The following is an 18757-nucleotide window of genomic DNA, read 5'->3' as shown; positions in this document are numbered from 1 at the left end:
CACGTCAGTTGTACTGCACCATCACCGTCACGGTCCCTGTCAGCGTGCCGAGCGCCGAGGAGCCACTGAGGGGCACGGAGCCACCGACACCGACATTCACCGTACCGGCCGAACCGGTTGAGCCGCTCAGCACCTGCGGGCCACCCCCGACATTGGTCAGTGTAGCCGTGACCGAGCCACCGCTGCCCGATAGCGTCATCGTGGTCGGCACCGATACGGTGACCGCCTGACCGCCCTCGCCGCTTACGGTGAACTGGGCTGCTGTCGCCGCTGGCGCAGGGAAGCGGCGGACATTGGTTCCGCTGACCGAGACGACCCCATCGGGCGTTAGCGTGACCGCGCCGGAACCGCTCGTGGGACGTGTGACCGCGCCGAACTGCAGGTCCTGCGTCTTGGCAATGCTGACAGGGCGGATGACCTTGGCCAGGATGTTGCCGACAAGCGAATCCGATCCGCCGCCCGTCGCGCGCTGTGCGGTGATCAGGTAGGAACTTGTCGCGCTCCCTGTCGAATTGGCAGACTCGTTGCCGTCGACGGGAAGGTCGAAGCCGATCAGGAACGTGCGTGAAGATCTGCGAGGAATGGGTGCCAGATTGATCACGACATAGTTCCCCGCACTGTAAGCGGAGCTTACCGTTGCAGTGCCATTCGCAACGCTGATTGCGGTAATGTATCCGACGCGTCCTGTGGGGGATCCGGCCAGTGCCAGCGTTACCTGGACATTCGTCGCATTGCAGGCAAAAGTGTTGCTGCACGAAATCGTCACTTCGGCGTTTGCTGCCGTGTTCGACAGCCGCACCCCCGAACCGGAGGCAACCGTGACCGATCCCGACGAAGCGTTTGACCGGAACACCGTCTGCCCGGAGGCTGCGGAGACGACGTCGCCGAAGTTGGCATCGGTGATCGCATCGACCGTGTAGGTCTGGGCATGCGCCACTGGAATCGGCACGAGTTGCAACAACAGGGTGCAGAGCGTGGTCAGCAACAAGCGGGTCATCAGCGTTTCACCATTTGCACGTGTTCGCTGAAGGCGACTTCACCGTTGACGTCAACGACACTCCCATCCGCTCCCACTGTCGCAAATATCGGTTCCTTCAGCCGCATGCCGAGGCGGGCAGCCTGGTCAGCGTCGATCTCGATTGCGTACTTGCCTGGCTTCACCCCGTCGAACACGACCGTGCCATCGAATTCGGTCATGCCGGATGCGACATCGCCCTTGGGCGAAACAAGCCGCACTTTCACCGCCGAAAGGCCATTCAATGCCCCGTCCCGGCCACGGAAGCGGATGCGGGTGACCAACTCGGACGTCGGCACAAGCGGATAGTCGATCCGCGCAATTCCCCCTGAACGCGCAGCAAACGTGATGTTCTGTGGCGGAGGGGAAACAAATACGGTGTCGGTCCCCGAGATGTCGGTGCGCAGTGAAGTCATGTTGCCATCGCCGAGGCCAGTCACGAACGCCCGGCCCTGTCCATCCGTCACGGCCTTCAGTCCGCCACCCTGCACGACCACGCCGGGCACTGCTTCCTCACCCTCATCGCGCCGGCCGTTGGCATTGGCGTCGATGAAAGCCAGGAGCGCTGCGCTGGCCCCGTTGGCCGGGCCCGGCGGCGTCACGCGATAGCGGCCTTTGAGCGGGTCGCGTGCTATCCCGAAGTTGAGCTGTACGCCCACGCGCCAGCGGTTCTGGCTGGTGGACCAGTCGCCGCCCAGCGTCGCGGTCGCCATCGCCAAGCGCGCGGTCAGCCCTGCCTGCAGGGCCGTATCATGCCCGGCAAAATTGCGTGTCGCACCAAGGCGCAAACTGTACCGATCGCTAATTGCCCGGTCCGCGGCAAAACCCAGCGTTTCCAGCCGGGTGCCTGGCTTGATCCCGAAATCGGCAGTGGCGCGCAGTTGCCACTTGTAGTCGATCAGCCTCATCGCACCGAGATTGGCGTTGATGCGGGTGTCGGCGAAATTGCCCTTCGTGCGGTGGCTGTAGTCGGCGCCTATGGCGAACAGGGTCTGCCCCACGCTCGCGGTGGTGCGTGCCCGGGCCGAGAGGGTCTGGCTGCCGTCGACGAACTCGGCACGGTCGAACCGCCCAGAGACCGGCAGGCCAAGCGAGCCGGGCAGCGGTACCGCCAGGTCGAAGACGACTTCGCTGTAGCGGCGCATCGGGCGCGACGGATCGAAAGCGGTGTTGGCCTCATCGGCAAAGCCCCCGCCGTATTCGACATGGCGGCCAAGGAAGCTTACGCCGGCGATGCGTGCGGCAAGGCCCAGAGACATCGCCCGCCCGCCTGCGAAGTCGCTGGCAAGGTCGGTCTGCACGGCAAGGCCGAGCAGCGAATGGCGCCCGCCAATCGAACCGATGACGTGTGAAGTGCCGCCGAAGTCGGTGAAGCGCGAAAGACCGGCCGCGACAGTCAGGTGTTCGCTTATGCCGTGGGCGATGTTGAAAGTGGCGCGCAGATCGCCCTTGCCCTTGGCAAAGCCGCTGAGGTTGGCATCAGACAGGTCGATCACGGTCCGGTCCTGCGAAACGATGCCGAGATCAACCGTCGTCTTGCCCGCCGCAAGCTGGCCGCCTCCCACGTTGATCACGCGGGTGCGTTCGATGCGTTCTCCGCGCGGGCCATAGAGCACGACGCGCAGGGCGTTTCGGCCGCGCACCAGCGGGATGTCGTTGAATTCATAGCGTCCCTGCACGCCCGCACCGCGCTGGGCGGATCGCAGGATATCGTTGACGTAGAGCTCGGCATCATATCCCAGCGGCAGTTCTCCGCGCAGGTTGATGCGCTGGAACACGCTGGCCTCATCGATGCGCGACGATGAGAACGTGAAACCGGCCCCGCCAAGACTGCGTGCGCCGACGACCTGGGGGGGCGTGAAGACGTCGCCCAGCGCGGCAGACGTGCCGCCGAGCGAGCCGAGCAGTCGTCCGTCCTCGGACCGGCGCGTGAAGGCAAGGCGGGCCGAAACCGGATCGCCGTGGTCGTCGGTGGCGATCCAGGCGTTGAAGCCTGCTTTCAGCAGATCGCCCGCCACACGGCCTTCAAAGCGCGTGACAGAGCGGCCACCGCCGTTGATGCCTTCGCTGTTGTAGCCAAGCTCGGTCGTGAAATCGAAAGCGGGGGGACCGATCCAGCGGTAGGGCGTTGCGACGCGCATGGCATCGTCCTGCGATTCCGGCTGGCCGGCAAGCCCTGCCATGCGGGCAAGGCGTTCGCGCTGGGCCTGCAAGGGCAGCTTTTCCGTGGCTTCGAGGGTGAGGATCATCTCGTCGGCAATCGACGTGATCTTCAGCGGCAGCAACTTGGCCACCAGCGAGGCCCGCAGGTAGATATCGGTTTCGGAGATCAAGCTGTCGGGCGGAATCAGCGCGACAACCTTGCCGCCAATAAGGGCCTGACCTGACCGCAGATCGATAGTGATGGGACGCTGGCTCTCGCCGATGCGGCCCGATGCAACGCCATTTGTAACGTCGATATCGAGCGGAAGTTCAAGCAGACGGGTGAGTTCACCGAGCGGCAGCAGCGGGTCTGTGGGGTCGCCGTACGCCGTCAGCGCCTCGCTGATGGTGGTGCCGTCAAGCTGCACGGAAAACAGCAGGAGGTCTTCGTTTGCAGCCTGCGTCGTGCCGAACGCAGACGCCCCGACCACCGGATCGGGGGCCTGCACGGGCGCAGCCGGTCCCGCTGGCGCGCTGCTGTTGGCAGCGGCCAGGGCCAGAATGGCCAGCGTCGCAGTCATGTCAGGGGGCGGTGTAGCTTCCGCTGGCGATCTCGACCGGCTTCTTGCCGTCGTCGGCGCTGTATGTGGCGGTTATCACTTCGCCTCGTTTCAGCGGGCGGAGCAAAGGCACGAGGGCCTGGCGTTCATCAGCTTCCGGATAGACGGCAATACCCCGCGCCACGCCGACCACTTCCTTGGCCGTGCGCAGTTCGAGATTGCCGTAAAGCGAAGTCGTGCCCTTGCGTTGCAGGGTTACTGCAAGCGCAGGGCCATCGCGCGTGGCGGAAGGCGTTATTGCGCCAATTCCGCCGGTTGCATCGGGCGTGCCGCCCCGCACGATCAGCGGGATCGAGATGCCGAAGACGGACTGAATGCGAAGAACCAGCTCGCCCTTTTCGGCGGCAGCAGCCTGTTCGGCAGTCAGCCCCGTATCGGCGGGGGGCACCGTGGTGACGGTCAGGTGGGTGCGATACTCCGCGGTCGTGGCGGTGTCGGCCAGGGTGGCGCGAACACGAACCGTCTTGCCTTGGCCCGGTGGCAGGATCAGGCGGCTGGGTGCGGCAAGCACGAAGGGTTTGGCGGAGCGCACTTTCGCGCCAAGACCTTCGGCACCACGCTCTGCAAGGCGGCTCACCGGCACGATCTCGCCAGAGGGCAGCATGGCGTTGTCGACCAGCGCCACGTCAACCGTCACCGGCGTAGTGCCTTGGTTGAACACGTAGACCGCTTCGGTACGCTTGGTGGAATCGAAGATCACGCGGCGTGGCGTAATGTTGATATTGGCTGCGGCTGCCTGGACCGGGACGGTCACCTGGGCGTCTTGCGCCTTGGGCGCGGCGATCGGGAGCGGTGCCTGCTGGGCAGCCACCATTGCAGGCGCCAGCAAGGTCAGGAGGCCTGGCATCATCACGAGGTTGCGCTTCATGGCTCGATGACCTTCAGTTGAATTGTGCGAGGAACAGGATGGAGCTGTCGCCTGGAACATTGCCGCGCCCAGAAACACTGCCGCGCATAGCGCCGCGCAGGCGTGCGTCCGATGCGGCCGGTTGCAGCAGGTCAATGCGGTAGACGCCGCTTGCCATGACCAGGACGCCGCTGGCGTCACGGGGCATGCCCTTCTTGCCTGGCTTGCGCGGTGACATCAGCACCGAGACCGAATCTCCCGCATCGCCATTGAGGAACACAGCGGAAACGGCATCGCTCAGGATGTCGAACGAGAACCCTGCGCCAACCGGCTCGAGGATGACCACGGCTGCTTCTGCCGATGCGGGTGCTGGTGCAGCGTGGGCAACCGCCGGCGAGGCCATGGTCGCGCAAGCGGCGAAAAGCGCTCCGGCGATTTGCCCGATGCGAACCTTCGATCCTGCGTCCATGGCTTGTCCCCCTCTCGCCGACGGTTGCCGTCTGCCTCGGGGAGGTGCCGCGCAGATGCGGCAACGCTCCCCGAAGTTCCATCACTGATAGGTGACAGTCACCGTGAAGTTGCCGGTGTAGGCGCCTGAAGCCTGTGTGTCAGGCAGGCTGAACGATCCGCCGACGTTGAGCGTGGCGGATCCTGCGGCTGCCAGGGCGCCAGAGAGGGTCACCGTGCTGCCGAAGTCGGGCAGCAACGTTACCGGGATGGTGTTGGTCCCGCTGGTCAGGGTGACCGTCGCCGGGATCGAGGTGGTGACCGATTGGCCTCCCTCGCCATCGACAGTGAACTGTGCGCGGCTGGTGGTGCTGGCAAGTGCGACGGCACCGCTGGCGGCGACAACGGAGTTGCCGGTGTTTGCCAGCGTGACCGTACCGGTTCCGCCGGTGCGCGGACGCACGATGCGGCCAAAGGCAAGGTCGCTGTTCTTGGTGATCGTCAGCGGTCGGACAATGGTGACCGACCCCGACGCAGTAGCACTGCTGGTATTTGCGGCAGTCTGGGCGAAGGCGGATCCTCCGGCCAGAAGCCCGGCGGCAATTGCCGCGCTGGCAAGCAACTTCTTCATCTCAATTCCCCTATCCAACACTCCGGAGCCACCGGAGTTGTCCCGAGAAGGATCGTGCCGGATGTCGCACAAACCTTTGCCGGCGAACTGGCCGGACAAGGGCGTTTCCTAGGTAGAGGGGCCTAAGTAATGGTTAATTTCCGCCCGCTTGGGGCGCAGTCATTGTCAACAGCCGTTTACCATGCTCACAGTGAAATATCGTTTATATTCATGCATATATGCCCGTTTCTGTCGAGAATTCGGGTCAAATTTAACATCATTTAATGTTAGAGGAAGGGAACTGCGCTCTCGAGCCGTTAACTAAAGTTATTAATACCCACATCTCGGCCGCGAAGGGCGCTCGATAATTTACGGCAGGTATGTCTGGCCCCGGTGAAGGCGTGACCGATCGATGCGCGGGCGGGCGGAATCGGGTTCAGTTCTGGAAGGGGATGCCGGTTCAACCGTCTGGACGGGATCCTGGCGAAATTGCCGGATGACCGGCACGGTGCTGCGGGATTGGCGCACCGTATGATGTGGACCCGGCGCCCACAAGTGCGGGCGCCGGTCCGGAACGGATCAGCCGTTCAGCTTGTCCTTGACCGCCTTGGCAGCCGAGAAGGTCAGCTTGTTGGAAGCTGCGATCTGGATGGTGGCGCCGGTCGAGGGGTTGCGGCCTTCGCGGGCCGGGGTGTTCTTGACCTTGAACTTGCCGAAGCCGTTCAGCGAGACTTCCTCGCCCTTCGCGGCTGCGTCGGCGATCGCGGCAAACACGCCGTCGACGACCTTGCGGGCGTCTGCCTTCGAAAGGCCGTGGCTTGCTGCGATGGTATCTGCGAGGTCGCTGTTGTTCATTGTCCTGATGTCCTCTGCTGGAAAGGGACGGCACGGCTAACGCAAGCAGAACCGCGAAAGCCATGGCCTGCGGCCGTCTTTCCACCGAATTTCGCGCGCTACCAGTGATTTTGCGGCGATTTTGGACTTGCACTGCGACGAATCGGAGATTTCGAGGAGGTCCAAGGCCAGTTGTAACTTTGTGTCGCAGCTTTTGCGCTTGCCCATCAAGGGACGTGCGCCAATGCGGCAATCTGCTAGACACGGGTCGGAAACGCATCTCGCACTTGCAGCACGGATGGCGCCGCGCAGGGCGCGATTCGCAATTGCTGTGGCCGGTGCGATGGAACGATCGAGATTTCGAGAGAGACTGTCCTTGTCGTCGACCAATCGCTTTGTATTTGCCCTGCCTACCGTTGTTGCCTCGGCGCTGGCGCTCTCGGCTTGCGGCTCCGCCGATGCCCAGAAGGAAAAGCCAACGCCGGTCGTCGGCGTCATGGTGGCAAGAGCCGAGCCGGTCGAACTGACGACCGAACTATCCGGGCGTACGGAAGCATCGGAGATTGCCGAAGTGCGACCGCAGGTGGCGGGGCTCGTTACCGCTCGGCTATTCCAGGAAGGCTCGTTCGTGCGGGCCGGCCAGCCGCTCTACCAGATCGATTCCCGGCTCTACGCCGCTAGCCAAGCTCAGGCCTCGGCGTCGCTTGCGGCTGCGCAGGCTACCGTCGAGGCCAACCGACTCAAGGCCGAACGCTTTGCATTGCTTGCCCAACAGGGCGGCGTAAGCAAGCAGGAAGCAGCAGACGCACGCGCAGCCTACAATCAGTCACGCGCGGCAGTGGGGCAGGCGCGGGCAGCGCTTTCGTCGGCACAGGTCAATCTTGGCTTCACCCGCGTCACCTCGCCGATCAGCGGGCGCATCGGCATTTCGATGGTGACGAAGGGAGCTCTGGTAACGAACGCCCAGGCTACGCCCATGGCCAAAGTGCAGCGGCTCGATCCGATGTACGTCAACATCAAGCAGTCGGGGGCAGACTTCATCGCGCTGCGTCGCGCGATCGAGAGCGGCAAGCTCGTTGCCGGCGCGGCCCCCGTGACCGTGATCCTGCCCGACGGCAGCACCTATCCGGTTGCGGGCAAGCTCAATCCCGCCGACATCGACGTCGATCCCGAAACCGGTACAATCACCGTGCGCGCGGTCGTGCCCAATCCCAGAGGCGATCTGCTGCCCGGCCTGTTCGTCCGGGCCCGCGTCGGTCAGGGAACGGTGCCGAACGGCATACTCGTGCCCCAGGCCGCCGTCAGTCGCGATCCGCGTGGGCGGGCCAGTGTGCTTGTCGCGAATGCCAAGGACGAACTCGAAAAGCGCGACGTGGTCGCCGACAATCCGGTGGGACAGAACTGGCTCGTCACATCAGGACTGAAGCCAGGCGACAGGGTAGTCGTCGAGGGGCTGATCAATGCGCGCGAGGGACAGAAGGTCAAGGTGGTTCCGGCGGGTTCGAAGTCGAAGCCCGAGGGGGCAGCGGGCTCTGGCGCAAGCGGCGGGAACTGATCGCGGATGATTTCCCGTTTCTTCGCATACCGACCGATCTTCGCGTGGGTACTGGCCATCGTCATCATGGCGGCCGGCCTGCTGGCGCTGCGCACCATGGGCGTGGAGCAATATCCCGATATCGCGCCGCCGACGGTCTCGATCAACGCGACTTATGGCGGCGCCGATGCTTCGACGGTCGAGAACTCGGTCACCCAGGTGCTCGAGCAGCAGCTCAAGGGCCTCGACGGGATGCTCTACTTCAGCTCGACCTCGTCGAACGGGTCTGCCAGCATCACAGTCACGTTCGACAAGGGTACTGATCCCGATACCGCGCAGGTTCAGGTCCAGAACGCGATCTCGCGTGCGGTCAGCCGCCTGCCGGCCGTGGTCCAGCAGCAGGGCGTCAACGTCAACAAGGCGCAGTCCGATCAGCTCATGGTCGTGTCGATCTACGACAAGACGGGCCGCGCGACGAACTCCGACATCTCCGACTACCTGACCACGCACTTTCAGGATCCGATCTCGCGCGTGGAGGGCGTTGGCAGCACCAACATCTTCGGCGGATCCTTTGCCATGCGGGTCTGGCTTGATCCCTTGCGGCTGGCGGCGGTGCAACTGATGCCCTCGGACGTGACGGCTGCGTTGCAGGCCCAGAACACGCAAGTTGCAGCGGGCGAGATCGGCGCCAATCCTGCGCCCGAAGGCCAGCGGCTCAACGCCACGGTCACTGCACGCTCGCGCCTTGAGACGCCTGACCAGTTCAGGAACGTGGTCGTGAAGACCAATGTCGATGGCTCGGTGGTCAAGCTCAAGGACGTCGCCCGGGTGGAACTGGGCGAGGAAAGCTACGGTGCGCTTAGCCGGTTCAACGGCATGCCGGCCACCGGCCTGTCGATCAGCCTTGCCTCGGGCGCCAATGCCACCCGCACGGCCGATCTGGTCAAGGCCAAGGTTGAGGAACTCTCCGCCGATCTGCCCGAAGGCTATGCCGTTGCCTATCCGCGTGACAGCTCGATCTTCGTGAAGCTTTCGATCGAGGAAGTGGTCTGGTCCCTCTTCGAAGCCATTGCGCTGGTCGTGGTGGTGATGTTCGTGTTCCTGCAGAACTGGCGCGCCACGCTGATCCCGGCGATTGCCGTTCCGGTCGTTCTGCTGGGCACCTTCGGCGTGCTCTTCTTGTTTGGCTATACTATCAACACGTTGACGATGTTCGGCGTGGTTCTTGCCATCGGCCTGCTGGTGGATGACGCCATCGTGGTGGTCGAGAATGTCGAACGCGTGATGCACGAGGAGAAGCTTGGTCCGCTCGAGGCCACCGTCAAGTCGATGGAGGAGATCACCTCGGCGCTGATCGGGATCACGCTGGTCCTCACGGCTGTCTTCGTGCCCATGGCGTTCTTCGGGGGGTCGACCGGCGCCATCTACCGTCAGTTCTCCGTCACGATCGTTTCAGCCATGACGCTTTCGGTGCTGGTCGCGCTGGTGTTCACGCCTGCACTGTGCGCCACGCTGCTAAAGCCCGTGGCAGATCATGAAAAGCCCAAAGGCCGGTTCTTCCGCGCGTTCAATTCGGGTTATTCCGGTCTTGAAGAGCGTTATCGCAATCGGTTGGCCCGGATCGTGGGGCGCCCCCGCGCCTGGATGATCGCCTTCATCGGTATCACCATCGCCATGGTCGCGCTCTATGTGCAGCTGCCAACCAGCTTCCTGCCCGACGAGGATCAGGGCAATATCTCGATCAGCTACCAATTGCCGGTGGGTTCGACCACGGAACAGACTCGCGCAGTCGCAACGGGCATATCGGATTACATTCGCAAGAGCGAGGCCGACAACATCAAGGCAGTCTTTGTCGTGATGGGACGTGGGCAGTCGGGATCGGCGCAGAATGCGGGGCAAGGTTTCATCCTGCTCAAGGATTGGTCCGAGCGGAAGGGTGCGGACCGGTCCGCATCGGCCATAGCCGAACGCCTGAACGCCCATTTCCGTTCATCGCGCGAAGCGCAGATCTTCATACTCAATCCACCACCGATCCGCGGGCTGGGCAGCTCGTCGGGCTTTGAAATGTGGTTGCAGGATGCGTCCGGCGCGGGCCGCGAAGCGCTTACCGCTGCACGCCGACAGCTGACCAAGCTGGCTGGCGAGGACTCGCGCATGGCGCAAGTCCGGTTCAGCGGTCTGGAAGACACGCCGCAACTGAAGGTGGACATCGACGACGATGCGCTCACTGCCTTCCAGATCGCGCCTGCCAGCGCCAATTCGACGCTGTCGATCGCCTGGGGCGGCCTCTACGTGAACGACTTCGTCGATCGCGGCAGGGTCAAGCGTGTCTACGTGCAGGGCGATGCGCCCTATCGCGCCAAGCCGGCAGATCTTGGCCAGTGGTTCGTGCGCAGTGCCAACGGCGAGATGGCGCCATTCTCGGCCTTTGCATCGACCCGGTGGACGCAAGGACCGGTGCGCCTGGACCGCTTCAACGGCATCGCCGCGCAACAGCTTCAGGGAAGCGGGGCGCCGGGCGTGAGCTCGGGCGATGCGATGACGATCATGGAAGAGAACGTCGGCAAGCTCGAAGGAAACTTTACACCCGCATGGAGCGGCCTGTCCTATCAGGAGCGCGCGGCATCGAGCCAGTCGGGCCTTCTCTATGCGGCTTCGATCTTCTTCATCTTCCTGTGTCTTGCCGCGTTGTACGAAAGCTGGTCGGTGCCGGTAGCGGTGCTGCTGGTGATCCCGCTCGGGATTGTCGGCGCGGTGCTGGCGGTCACGCTGCGCGGGTTCGACAACGACATCTACTTCCAGGTGGCACTTCTGACGACGATCGGCCTGTCCGCCAAGAACGCGATCCTCATCGTGGAGTTTGCCGAGTTCGCCATGGCGCGCGGGGCAAGCGCGATCGACGCCGCGCTTGAAGGCGCGCGCCTGCGGCTGCGCCCGATCATCATGACCAGCGTGGCCTTCATCGCCGGCGTCATTCCGCTGGCGTTCGCAGATGGTGCGGGCGCCAACGGGCGGCAGGCGATCGGCACTGGCGTGATGGGCGGTATGATCTCGGCAACAGTGCTGGCGATCTTCCTGGTGCCGGTGTTCTTCGTCGTGGTGAAGGGCTGGGTAGACCGTCGCAAGAACAAGCGGCCGCCTCTTGCTGCAGGAGAAACGGCATGAAGCGGCAGATCGCATTCGCGGCCCTGCCTGCGCTGGCGCTGGGCGCATGCAATTTCGCGCCGAGATACGTGCAGCCCACGCCGCCGGTGCCGCAGTCCTTGCCCCAAGGCGGGGTCTATCCGGCATTGGCCGGAACCGAGACTGCCGCCGACGCGCTGGGCTGGCGGGAATTCTTCGTAGATCCCCGCCTGCAGCAGGTCATCGCCACGGCTCTTGCCGAGAACCGGAACCTGCGTGCCACTCTGGCCAACGTCGAACGGGCGAGGGCGCTCTATCGCGTGGATAGTGCGGCACTGTTCCCTATTGTCAACGCCACTGGCACGCTATCGGCGGTGCAGGGAACGGCGGGCCGGGTAACCGACAATTTCCTCGTCCAAGCCGGGACGAGCGTCTACGAGATCGACTTGTGGGGGCGCTTGCGCAATCAGAGCCGCAGCTCGCTCGAGACCTATCTCGCCACCGACGAAGGCCGCAAGGCGACGCAGATCGCACTGGTCGCCGAGGCGGCGAGCGCCTGGCTGTCCTACGCGGCGACAGCCGACGCCTTGCGCATTGCCGAGGAAACCGTCGCTTCCCGGCGCAGCACGCTCGACGTGAACGTGCGGCGTGAAGCAAACGGCATCGGCACCAGGCTCGAAGTCGCCACGGCGACGACCGCGCTAAACAGCGCTGAGGCGGCCGTAGCAGACTTTCGCACCAGCCTTGCCCAGGCGCGCAATGCGCTCGACCTTATCGTGGGCAAGCCGCTCACCGATGATCTTCTGCCGACAACCCTGGGGGCGGGCGATCAAATACGCGATGCCTTGCCGGTCGGGCTTTCATCGGAAGTCCTGCTGCGCCGCCCCGACGTGCTTGCGGCCGAGCATGATCTCAAGGCGACTTATGCGGACATAGGCGCAGCCCGCGCTGCCTTCTTCCCGACCCTCTCGCTCACGGGCCTGTTCGGCTTTGCCAGTGCCGGGCTCACCAACATCTTCAACAGCGGAGAATTTCAGAAGACGGTAAACGGCTCGCTGCGGCAGCGCATCTTCGATGGGGGCGCTACGGCCAATAACCTTGCTGCGGCAAAGGCCTCGCGCGATGCAGCCCTTGCAACCTACGAACGCACCATCCAGACCGCGTTTCGCGAAGTGGCCGACGCCTTGGCCCGGCGCGGGACGATTGACGAGAGCATCCGTGCCCAGTCGTCGCTTGAGGCCAATGCGGCGACTGCCTATCGCATCAGCCAGTCGCGCTATGACGCTGGTGTCGCCAATTACCTCGAACCGCTTGACGCCCAGCGGACGCTCTACAGCGCTCGCCAGTCGCTGATATCGGCGCGGCTGACCAAGGCGGCGAACATGGTGGAACTTTACCGCGCGCTGGGTGGGGGACTGGTGGAAGTCACAAGGAAGTGACTGCCCCTGCGAAAAGCGGGTTGCCAGTTTTAACCACGCGCTTAAATGGTTCGAGCCACATCGGGAGAGAACCATGGAAGCCCCACGTTATTCGCTCGCAGGCCGCGTTGCGCTGATTACCGGGGCGTCATCGGGCCTCGGCGCACGCTTTGCCCGTCTTTACGCAGCCGCCGGCGCGTCGGTGGTCATCGGCGCGCGCAGGGTTGAGCGCGTGGCTGCTCTTGCCCACGAGATCAACGGCCAAGGCGGCAAGGCGCTGGCCGTTGCTCTTGACGTGACCGAGGAAGCCTCGATCATCGCGGCCTTCGATGCGGCCGAAGCCAGTGTCGGAGTGCCCGATGTCGTCGTCGCCAACGCCGGCATCGTCGAGGCGGGACGCTCGATCGATCTTCCTGCTGACTCGATGCGCCGGGTCGTCGATACCAACTTCAATGGCGTCTACCTGACAGCACGCGAAGGGGCGCGAAGGATGATCGCGGCCGGATCGAAGCAGTCCGAGAAAGGGCGCATCATCCTGACCGGATCAATCACCGCGCAGATGACCGCGCAGGGCGACAGCGCCTATGCGGCCACGAAGCTCGCCGTGCAGCACCTCGGCCGCCAGTTCGCCCGCGAATGGGCACGGCTGGGAATCAACGTGAACGTGATCCAGCCCGGCTACATCCGCACCGAGATCGATGGCGAATGGTTCGATAGCGAAGGCGGCAAGGCACAGATCGCATCCTGGCCGAGGAAGCGGCTGACCGACATTTCGGCGCTGGACGACATGATGCTGTTCTTTGCCTCCGACGCCTCGCGGCAGGTCACGGGCACGTTCATTTCGGTCGACGACGGCCAGTCGCTCTGATGCTAAGGCGCTGACCGCCGGCCTCAGCCAACCAGGCTGACCAGCAGGTCCTTGGTGAGGACTTGCGGCAGCTGTTGCGGCTCTCCGCCCCCGTTGGGATACCACAGGTACAGGGGCACGCCCGCCGCGCCGTGCCTTGCAAGGAAGCGCGTGATTTCCGGATCGCGCCGCGTCCAGTCTGCGCGCATCACCACCACGCCACGCATCCGAAACGCCGCATCGGTCATGTCGGTCTGTATCGCAACCTTCTCGTTGACCTTGCAGGACAGGCACCAATCGGCGGTGAAATAGAGGAAAACCGGCAGGTTGTTGCGGCGTGCCTCGGCGAGGGCAGCCTCGGAAAACGGCCGTGAACCGAGCAGGTCTTCCTCGACGCCTGCCACGGGTGCCGGTGGTGGAAGCCCCACCACTCCGCCGATCATGATCAGCGCACAGACTGCGGCCAGCGCGCCAATTGGCCTGCTCTTGCGCTGCGTGATCCCGATGGCGGCCAGCGCTGCCAGAAGGATCACCGCGATTGCCACGGCGACGGCCGCGTATTGCGCGCCCCCGATCCGCCAGGTGAGCCAACCCAGGCCGAGCGCCGTCAGTCCCATAGGCAGGGCCATGATGCGGCGGAAGCGCTCCATCCACTTGCCAGGCTTGGGCAGGAGGCGGCGCAGGGCAGGGACGAAGCCCAGCAGCAGGAACGGCAGCGCAAGACCAAGGCCAAGCGCCGCAAATACGCCGAGCGCTGCCCATGCCGGCAGGACCAGGGCGGCACCCATGGCTGCGGCCATGAACGGTCCGGTGCAGGGCGTGGCAACGAATGCGGCAAGCAGGCCGGTGCCGAATGCTCCCGAATGGCCTGCACCGCGTTCGACCGAAAGGCCGGGGAGTTCATAGAGGCCAGCAAAGTTGGCAGTGATCGCCACGGCCAGCAGCAGCAGCACCGCGACCACGCCCGGCTCCTGCAGCTGAAACGCCCAGCCGACCTCTTCGCCACCCGCGCGCAGGGCCAGCATCGCACCGCCGAGCATCAGGCAGGCCAGCACTACGCCTGCCGTGTAGGCCAGGCCTTCGCTCCGTGCATTCTGCGAATTGCCTCGGGCGAGGGCGAGGGCCTTGAGGCTGAGGATCGGAAACACGCAGGGCATGACGTTGAGGATCAGGCCGCCGAGGAATGCGCCGAACAAGGCGAACGCCAGCGTCGATGCGGTGAAGGCCCCTTCGCCGCCGACTTCATCACCCCCCGTTGGCACGGCTCCCGGGGCCGAAGCGAAGGCGATGCCGCCTGCATCCTTGCCCATCGCCAGCACGCCTTCGATCCTTTCGGTCGGAGCGGGTGACTTGGCCAGCGGGACTTCCACCACCAGCGTATCGCCGTTGCGGAAAAAGCGCTGGGCGGCGGCATAGTCGATGACGCGCTCGGTCTTCAGGAAAAGATGGGGTGCATCGAGCGGCGCCGAGGCGGGAAAGGGCAAGGCAAGGCGCAGGACCTTGCCGGTCAGCGTGAACGTGCCCGGACGGTCGAGCGGGGCAGGCATCGCTGCGCGCCAGCCCTCGAAGCGCTTGTCCCCCGGGCCACTTCCGACGGTAACTGTGCCCTGCAACTCGGCGCGTTCGGGCACGCAGATCTCATTGGTGCAGACCAGCCATTGCGCCTTGACCGAGATCGGCAGGATCGTGCCCGGCTTTGCATCGGCGGGCAGTTTGAGCGGCACCAGCACGGCATAGTCGTGCTCGTACACGTGGTTCATCAGTCCCTGGATGACCAGGGTCTGCGGCACCGGAAATTCCATCGCTCCGGTGCTTGCGCCCTTGGGCAGGGTCCAGTCGAGCGTCAGTCCATAGCCGGCATCACCCGGGTTCGACCAATAGCCGTGCCACCCCTTTTCGGGCTGCATCAGCAGGGCAAGGGTGACCGTGCCGCCGGGCTGCGCCGGACCTTCGGCAATCAGGCTGGCGCGCATGTGGTTGGGTGCTGCTTGCGCGGGCGCGAAGACCATCAGCAATAGCGCTGTCACAAACATCGCTATTGTGCGCAAGGTCTTGATCCCGGCCAGTTCGCGTATCGGCATCACGGCGTTACCGGTTCCATCTGGCCCCTTGAACGGGAGCGCTTGGCGGGCCATGCGTAGCGCTCTTGGGCGTCCTACGGCTGGCCTTCCTTCGAGTCCAGTGTACGTGCCCACAGGAGTATGTTTCGCGTGAAAGCCCTTATCCGTTACGCCGCAGTTCTGCTGGCATGCGCTGCCCCGATCCTTCCCCTTGCAGCGCAGGAGGTATCGCCCGCGGTCAGCCAGCAGGTCCCGGCAGGCGCGCCCAAGCTGCTTGTCGCGATTTCCATCGATCAGTTCTCCGCCGACATCTTCGCGCAGTATCGCCAGCACTTTACCGGTGGCTTCGTGCGGCTGACTCAAGGCGCGGTATTCCCGGCGGGCTACCAGAGCCACGCCGCAACCGAGACCTGCCCCGGCCACTCGACGATCCTGACCGGCAACCGCCCAGCCCACACCGGCATCATCGCCAACTCGTGGATCGACCAGACCGTCACCACGGGTTCCAAGGTCGTCTATTGCGCCGAGGACGTATCGAAGCGCACGGCGGGATCGCGGGACTACGTCGCCTCGCCCGTGCATCTGCTGGTGCCGACGCTGGGCGAGTGGATGAAGAAGGCCAACCCCGCGGCCCGCAACATTGCTGTCTCGGGCAAGGATCGCGGCGCGCTGATGATGGGCGGGCACGAGATCGACCAGGTCTACTGGTGGAAGGGCAAGCAGTTCGTCACGCTTGCCGGGCGTCAGCTGGGCCCGACGGCGGTCGCGCAGAATGCCGAAATTGATCGTCTGCTGGCCAAGGGCGCGGGTGAGTTTCCGCTGCCGGCCTATTGTCGCCGCGCCGATCGTGCGGTGCAGGCGGGCGACGTTTCAGTCGGCAATGGCCACTTCGCGCTGAAGGCGGGCGAGCCCGAGCAGTTCCGCGTGTCGCCCCGGCTCGACCGCGCCACGCTGGACCTCGCGGTCAAGCTGGTGGACGAACAGAAGCTGGGCCGTAACACCGTGCCCGATCTCCTCGCCGTCAGCCTCTCGGCCACCGACTATGTCGGCCACGCCACCGGCACCGAGGGCGCGGAGATGTGCATCCAGTTGACCCAGCTTGACCTGGCGCTCGGCGATTTCTTCGCCAGCCTCGACAAGCGCGGGATCGATTATGCCGTGGTTCTGACTGCCGATCACGGCGGGTTCGACATTCCCGAACGCCTTCACGAGCAGGGCCTTGAAAAGACCTCTCGTGTCGGCCCGGAAGTTTCGGCCGAGGCGCTGTCGGCTACCCTCGGCAAGCGCTACGGGCTCGAGCCCAAGGGCCTGATCCTGTCGGATGGCCCCGCGGGCGACTACTGGCTGCGCAAGGACCTCGACATCGGCCTCAAGGGCAAGATCATCGACGACGCCAGCGCGATCCTGATGACCAGCCCCTTCGTCGAGAAGGTGCTCTCGGCCGCGGAAATCGCCGCGACACCGATGCCGCAGGGCTCGCCCGAAACCTGGACCCTGGCCGAACGCGCGCGCGCCTCGTACAATCCGCTGCATTCGGGGGACTTCGTGGTGATGCTCAAGCGGGGCGTGGTCGCCATTCCGCAGGCGCGCAAGGGCTACGTCGCCACCCACGGCAGCCCTTGGGACTACGACCGCCGCGTGCCGATCCTGTTCTGGCGCAAGGGGATGACCGGTTTCGAACAGCCGAGCGGCGTGGAAACGGTGGACATCGCCCCCTCACTTGCGGCACTGATCGGCCTCAAGATCCCCCAAGGTGCATTTGACGGACGCTGCCTCGATCTCGATGGTGGCGTCGGCAATACATGTGGAGTGGTCAAGTGAACGAGTCGCAGGCAGACGTCGTTATTCTGGGTGGTGGTCTGGTGGGCATGACGCTCGCCATCGGCCTCGCCAAGGCGGGAATCACCTCCCACGTGGTCGACAATTCCGACCCTGCGGCGCAGACCGCCGAAGGGTTCGACGGCCGCGCCTCAGCCATCTCCACCGCGAGCTGGAACCTCTACACCAACCTCGGCTTGGCCGAGGAACTGGCGCCCAAGGGCTGCCCGATTGAATCCATCGCGGTGACCGACGGTATGAAACCGGGCCGGATCGACTTCAAGCCGGGCGAGGGGGACGGCTCATTGGGCCGCATGTACGCCAACCGCGATCTGCGCATTGCGATGTACGGCGTGGCCGCGCGCGAAGAGGCGATCACCTTCCACCCCAACAGCCACGTCGTGGCCCGCGAGCGCGGCGAACACGGCGTTTCGGTCACTCTCTCCGATGGCCGCCTGCTCAAGGGGCGGCTCATGGTCGCAGCCGAAGGGCGCAAGAGCCCGACGCGCGACGAGGCCGGGTTCACGCCCGCCAAGTGGGACTACGGCCACCGCGCGATCATCGCTGGGCTGACGCACGAGAAGCCGCACGGCAACGTCGCGTGGGAAGTGTTCTACCCGGCGGGCCCCTTCGCGCTGCTGCCGCTGCTTGATGAAAATGGCAAGCATCGTTCGGCGCTGGTCTGGACCGTGGCCGAGAAGGACGCCGCCGCCGTGCTGGCCATGCCAGAGGCGATGTTCCTGAATGAAGTCGCCAGCCGCATGCACGGCATCTTCGGCAAGATCGAATTGGCCAGCCCGCGCTCGTCCTATCCGCTCAATTTCCACCACACCGCGCGCATCGTCGAGGACCGGCTGGCGCTGGTCGGCGATGCCGCGCACGGCATGCACCCGATCGCGGGGCAGGGCCTCAACGTCGGCCTGCGCGATGTCGCGGCACTGGTCGAGGTGCTGTCGGACGGCGTGCGCCTGGGTCTCGACGTAGGCGACGCGCAACTCCTCGCCCGCTACGAACGCTGGCGCGCGGCCGATACCTTCATGGTGGCCACGGCAACGGATGTGCTGACCCGCCTGTTCGGCATCCCCGGCAAGCTTCCCTCGGCAGTCCGCCGCCTCGGCATGGCCGGCGTGCAGCGCGCGGCGCCGCTGAAGCGCTGGTTCATGGACGAAGCGCGCGGCATGAGCGGCGATCTGCCCAAGCTGCTGCGGGCGGCGTGATGTTGGCGGCGTTGCGCCGCGGATGACCACCTAACCGTCGCCCCGTGCTCGACACGGGGCTTGGCCTTTCTTTCCAGCCCAGCGCCGAAGAAGAAAAGCCAAGTCCCGGATCAAGTCCGGGGCGACGGGTTTTGGAAACTCACTGCTGAGAGCCCGAACCGAAAGTTGTTGAGCAATACCAGCATGTTGTGATTCACGCCTCTTTGCGAAGAGAAGGAGTGAATG

At 64.6% G+C, this 18757-nt stretch carries 13 protein-coding genes; 6 read left to right on the top strand and 7 right to left on the bottom strand.

Annotated features, from left to right (window positions below; genetic code table 11):
* Positions 1 to 4: 4 nt before the first annotated feature.
* The 6 genes from AC1Q5P_RS17220 to AC1Q5P_RS17195 form a co-directional block, all read right to left on the bottom strand.
* Positions 5 to 997, bottom strand: a complete 993-nt coding sequence (locus AC1Q5P_RS17220; RefSeq protein WP_492519603.1) for a DUF4402 domain-containing protein — start codon at positions 995 to 997, stop codon at positions 5 to 7.
* Positions 997 to 3738 carry a hypothetical protein gene (locus AC1Q5P_RS17215; RefSeq protein WP_492519602.1) on the bottom strand — a complete coding sequence of 914 codons (2742 nt, stop codon included), beginning with the start codon at positions 3736 to 3738 and terminating at the stop codon, positions 997 to 999. The genes AC1Q5P_RS17220 and AC1Q5P_RS17215 overlap by 1 nt, the downstream gene beginning before the upstream one ends.
* A gap of 1 nt (position 3739) precedes the next feature.
* Positions 3740 to 4645 carry a fimbrial biogenesis chaperone gene (locus tag AC1Q5P_RS17210; protein WP_492519601.1) on the bottom strand — a complete coding sequence of 302 codons (906 nt, stop codon included), beginning with the start codon at positions 4643 to 4645 and terminating at the stop codon, positions 3740 to 3742.
* A gap of 13 nt (positions 4646 to 4658) precedes the next feature.
* Complete coding sequence (locus AC1Q5P_RS17205; RefSeq protein WP_492519600.1) at positions 4659 to 5093, bottom strand: hypothetical protein; 435 nt, start codon at positions 5091 to 5093, stop codon at positions 4659 to 4661.
* 81 nt (positions 5094 to 5174) lie between these two features.
* Complete coding sequence (locus AC1Q5P_RS17200) at positions 5175 to 5702, bottom strand: DUF4402 domain-containing protein (RefSeq protein WP_039336289.1); 528 nt, start codon at positions 5700 to 5702, stop codon at positions 5175 to 5177.
* Positions 5703 to 6260: 558 nt separating this feature from the next.
* Entirely contained in the window at positions 6261 to 6536 is a 276-nt protein-coding gene (locus AC1Q5P_RS17195; RefSeq protein ID WP_039336287.1) for an HU family DNA-binding protein, read from the bottom strand.
* Between the two features lie 355 nt (positions 6537 to 6891).
* Here AC1Q5P_RS17195 and AC1Q5P_RS17190 point away from each other — a divergent pair, with 355 nt between their 5' ends.
* The 4 genes from AC1Q5P_RS17190 (at position 6892) to AC1Q5P_RS17175 (ending at position 13458) form a co-directional block, all read left to right on the top strand.
* Entirely contained in the window at positions 6892 to 8070 is a 1179-nt protein-coding gene (locus AC1Q5P_RS17190) for an efflux RND transporter periplasmic adaptor subunit (RefSeq protein WP_236727168.1), read from the top strand.
* Between the two features lie 6 nt (positions 8071 to 8076).
* Positions 8077 to 11214, top strand: a complete 3138-nt coding sequence (locus tag AC1Q5P_RS17185; RefSeq protein WP_039336285.1) for an efflux RND transporter permease subunit — start codon at positions 8077 to 8079, stop codon at positions 11212 to 11214.
* Positions 11211 to 12611 carry an efflux transporter outer membrane subunit gene (locus tag AC1Q5P_RS17180; RefSeq protein ID WP_492519599.1) on the top strand — a complete coding sequence of 467 codons (1401 nt, stop codon included), beginning with the start codon at positions 11211 to 11213 and terminating at the stop codon, positions 12609 to 12611. The genes AC1Q5P_RS17185 and AC1Q5P_RS17180 overlap by 4 nt, the downstream gene beginning before the upstream one ends.
* Before the next feature lie 73 nt (positions 12612 to 12684).
* Positions 12685 to 13458 (top strand): SDR family NAD(P)-dependent oxidoreductase, encoded by a 774-nt coding sequence (locus tag AC1Q5P_RS17175; RefSeq protein ID WP_492519598.1) that lies wholly within the window; start codon positions 12685 to 12687, stop codon positions 13456 to 13458.
* A gap of 23 nt (positions 13459 to 13481) precedes the next feature.
* On the opposite strand, the gene AC1Q5P_RS17170 is transcribed toward AC1Q5P_RS17175, so the two are convergent.
* Positions 13482 to 15518 (bottom strand): protein-disulfide reductase DsbD family protein, encoded by a 2037-nt coding sequence (locus AC1Q5P_RS17170; protein ID WP_492519606.1) that lies wholly within the window; start codon positions 15516 to 15518, stop codon positions 13482 to 13484.
* Between the two features lie 120 nt (positions 15519 to 15638).
* Between AC1Q5P_RS17170 and AC1Q5P_RS17165 the strand changes: the two genes are divergently transcribed.
* Positions 15639 to 17318 (top strand): alkaline phosphatase family protein, encoded by a 1680-nt coding sequence (locus AC1Q5P_RS17165; RefSeq protein ID WP_492519597.1) that lies wholly within the window; start codon positions 15639 to 15641, stop codon positions 17316 to 17318.
* Positions 17315 to 18532: a UbiH/UbiF/VisC/COQ6 family ubiquinone biosynthesis hydroxylase gene (locus AC1Q5P_RS17160; RefSeq protein ID WP_492519596.1), complete on the top strand. Its 1218-nt coding sequence runs from the start codon at positions 17315 to 17317 to the stop codon at positions 18530 to 18532. Before AC1Q5P_RS17165 ends, AC1Q5P_RS17160 begins: the two co-directional genes overlap by 4 nt.
* The last annotated feature ends 225 nt before the right edge of the window (positions 18533 to 18757 follow it).

The organism is Novosphingobium sp. GW835-FHT14H07, from assembly GCF_058793515.1.
This window is presented reverse-complemented; position numbering and strand designations above follow the sequence as displayed.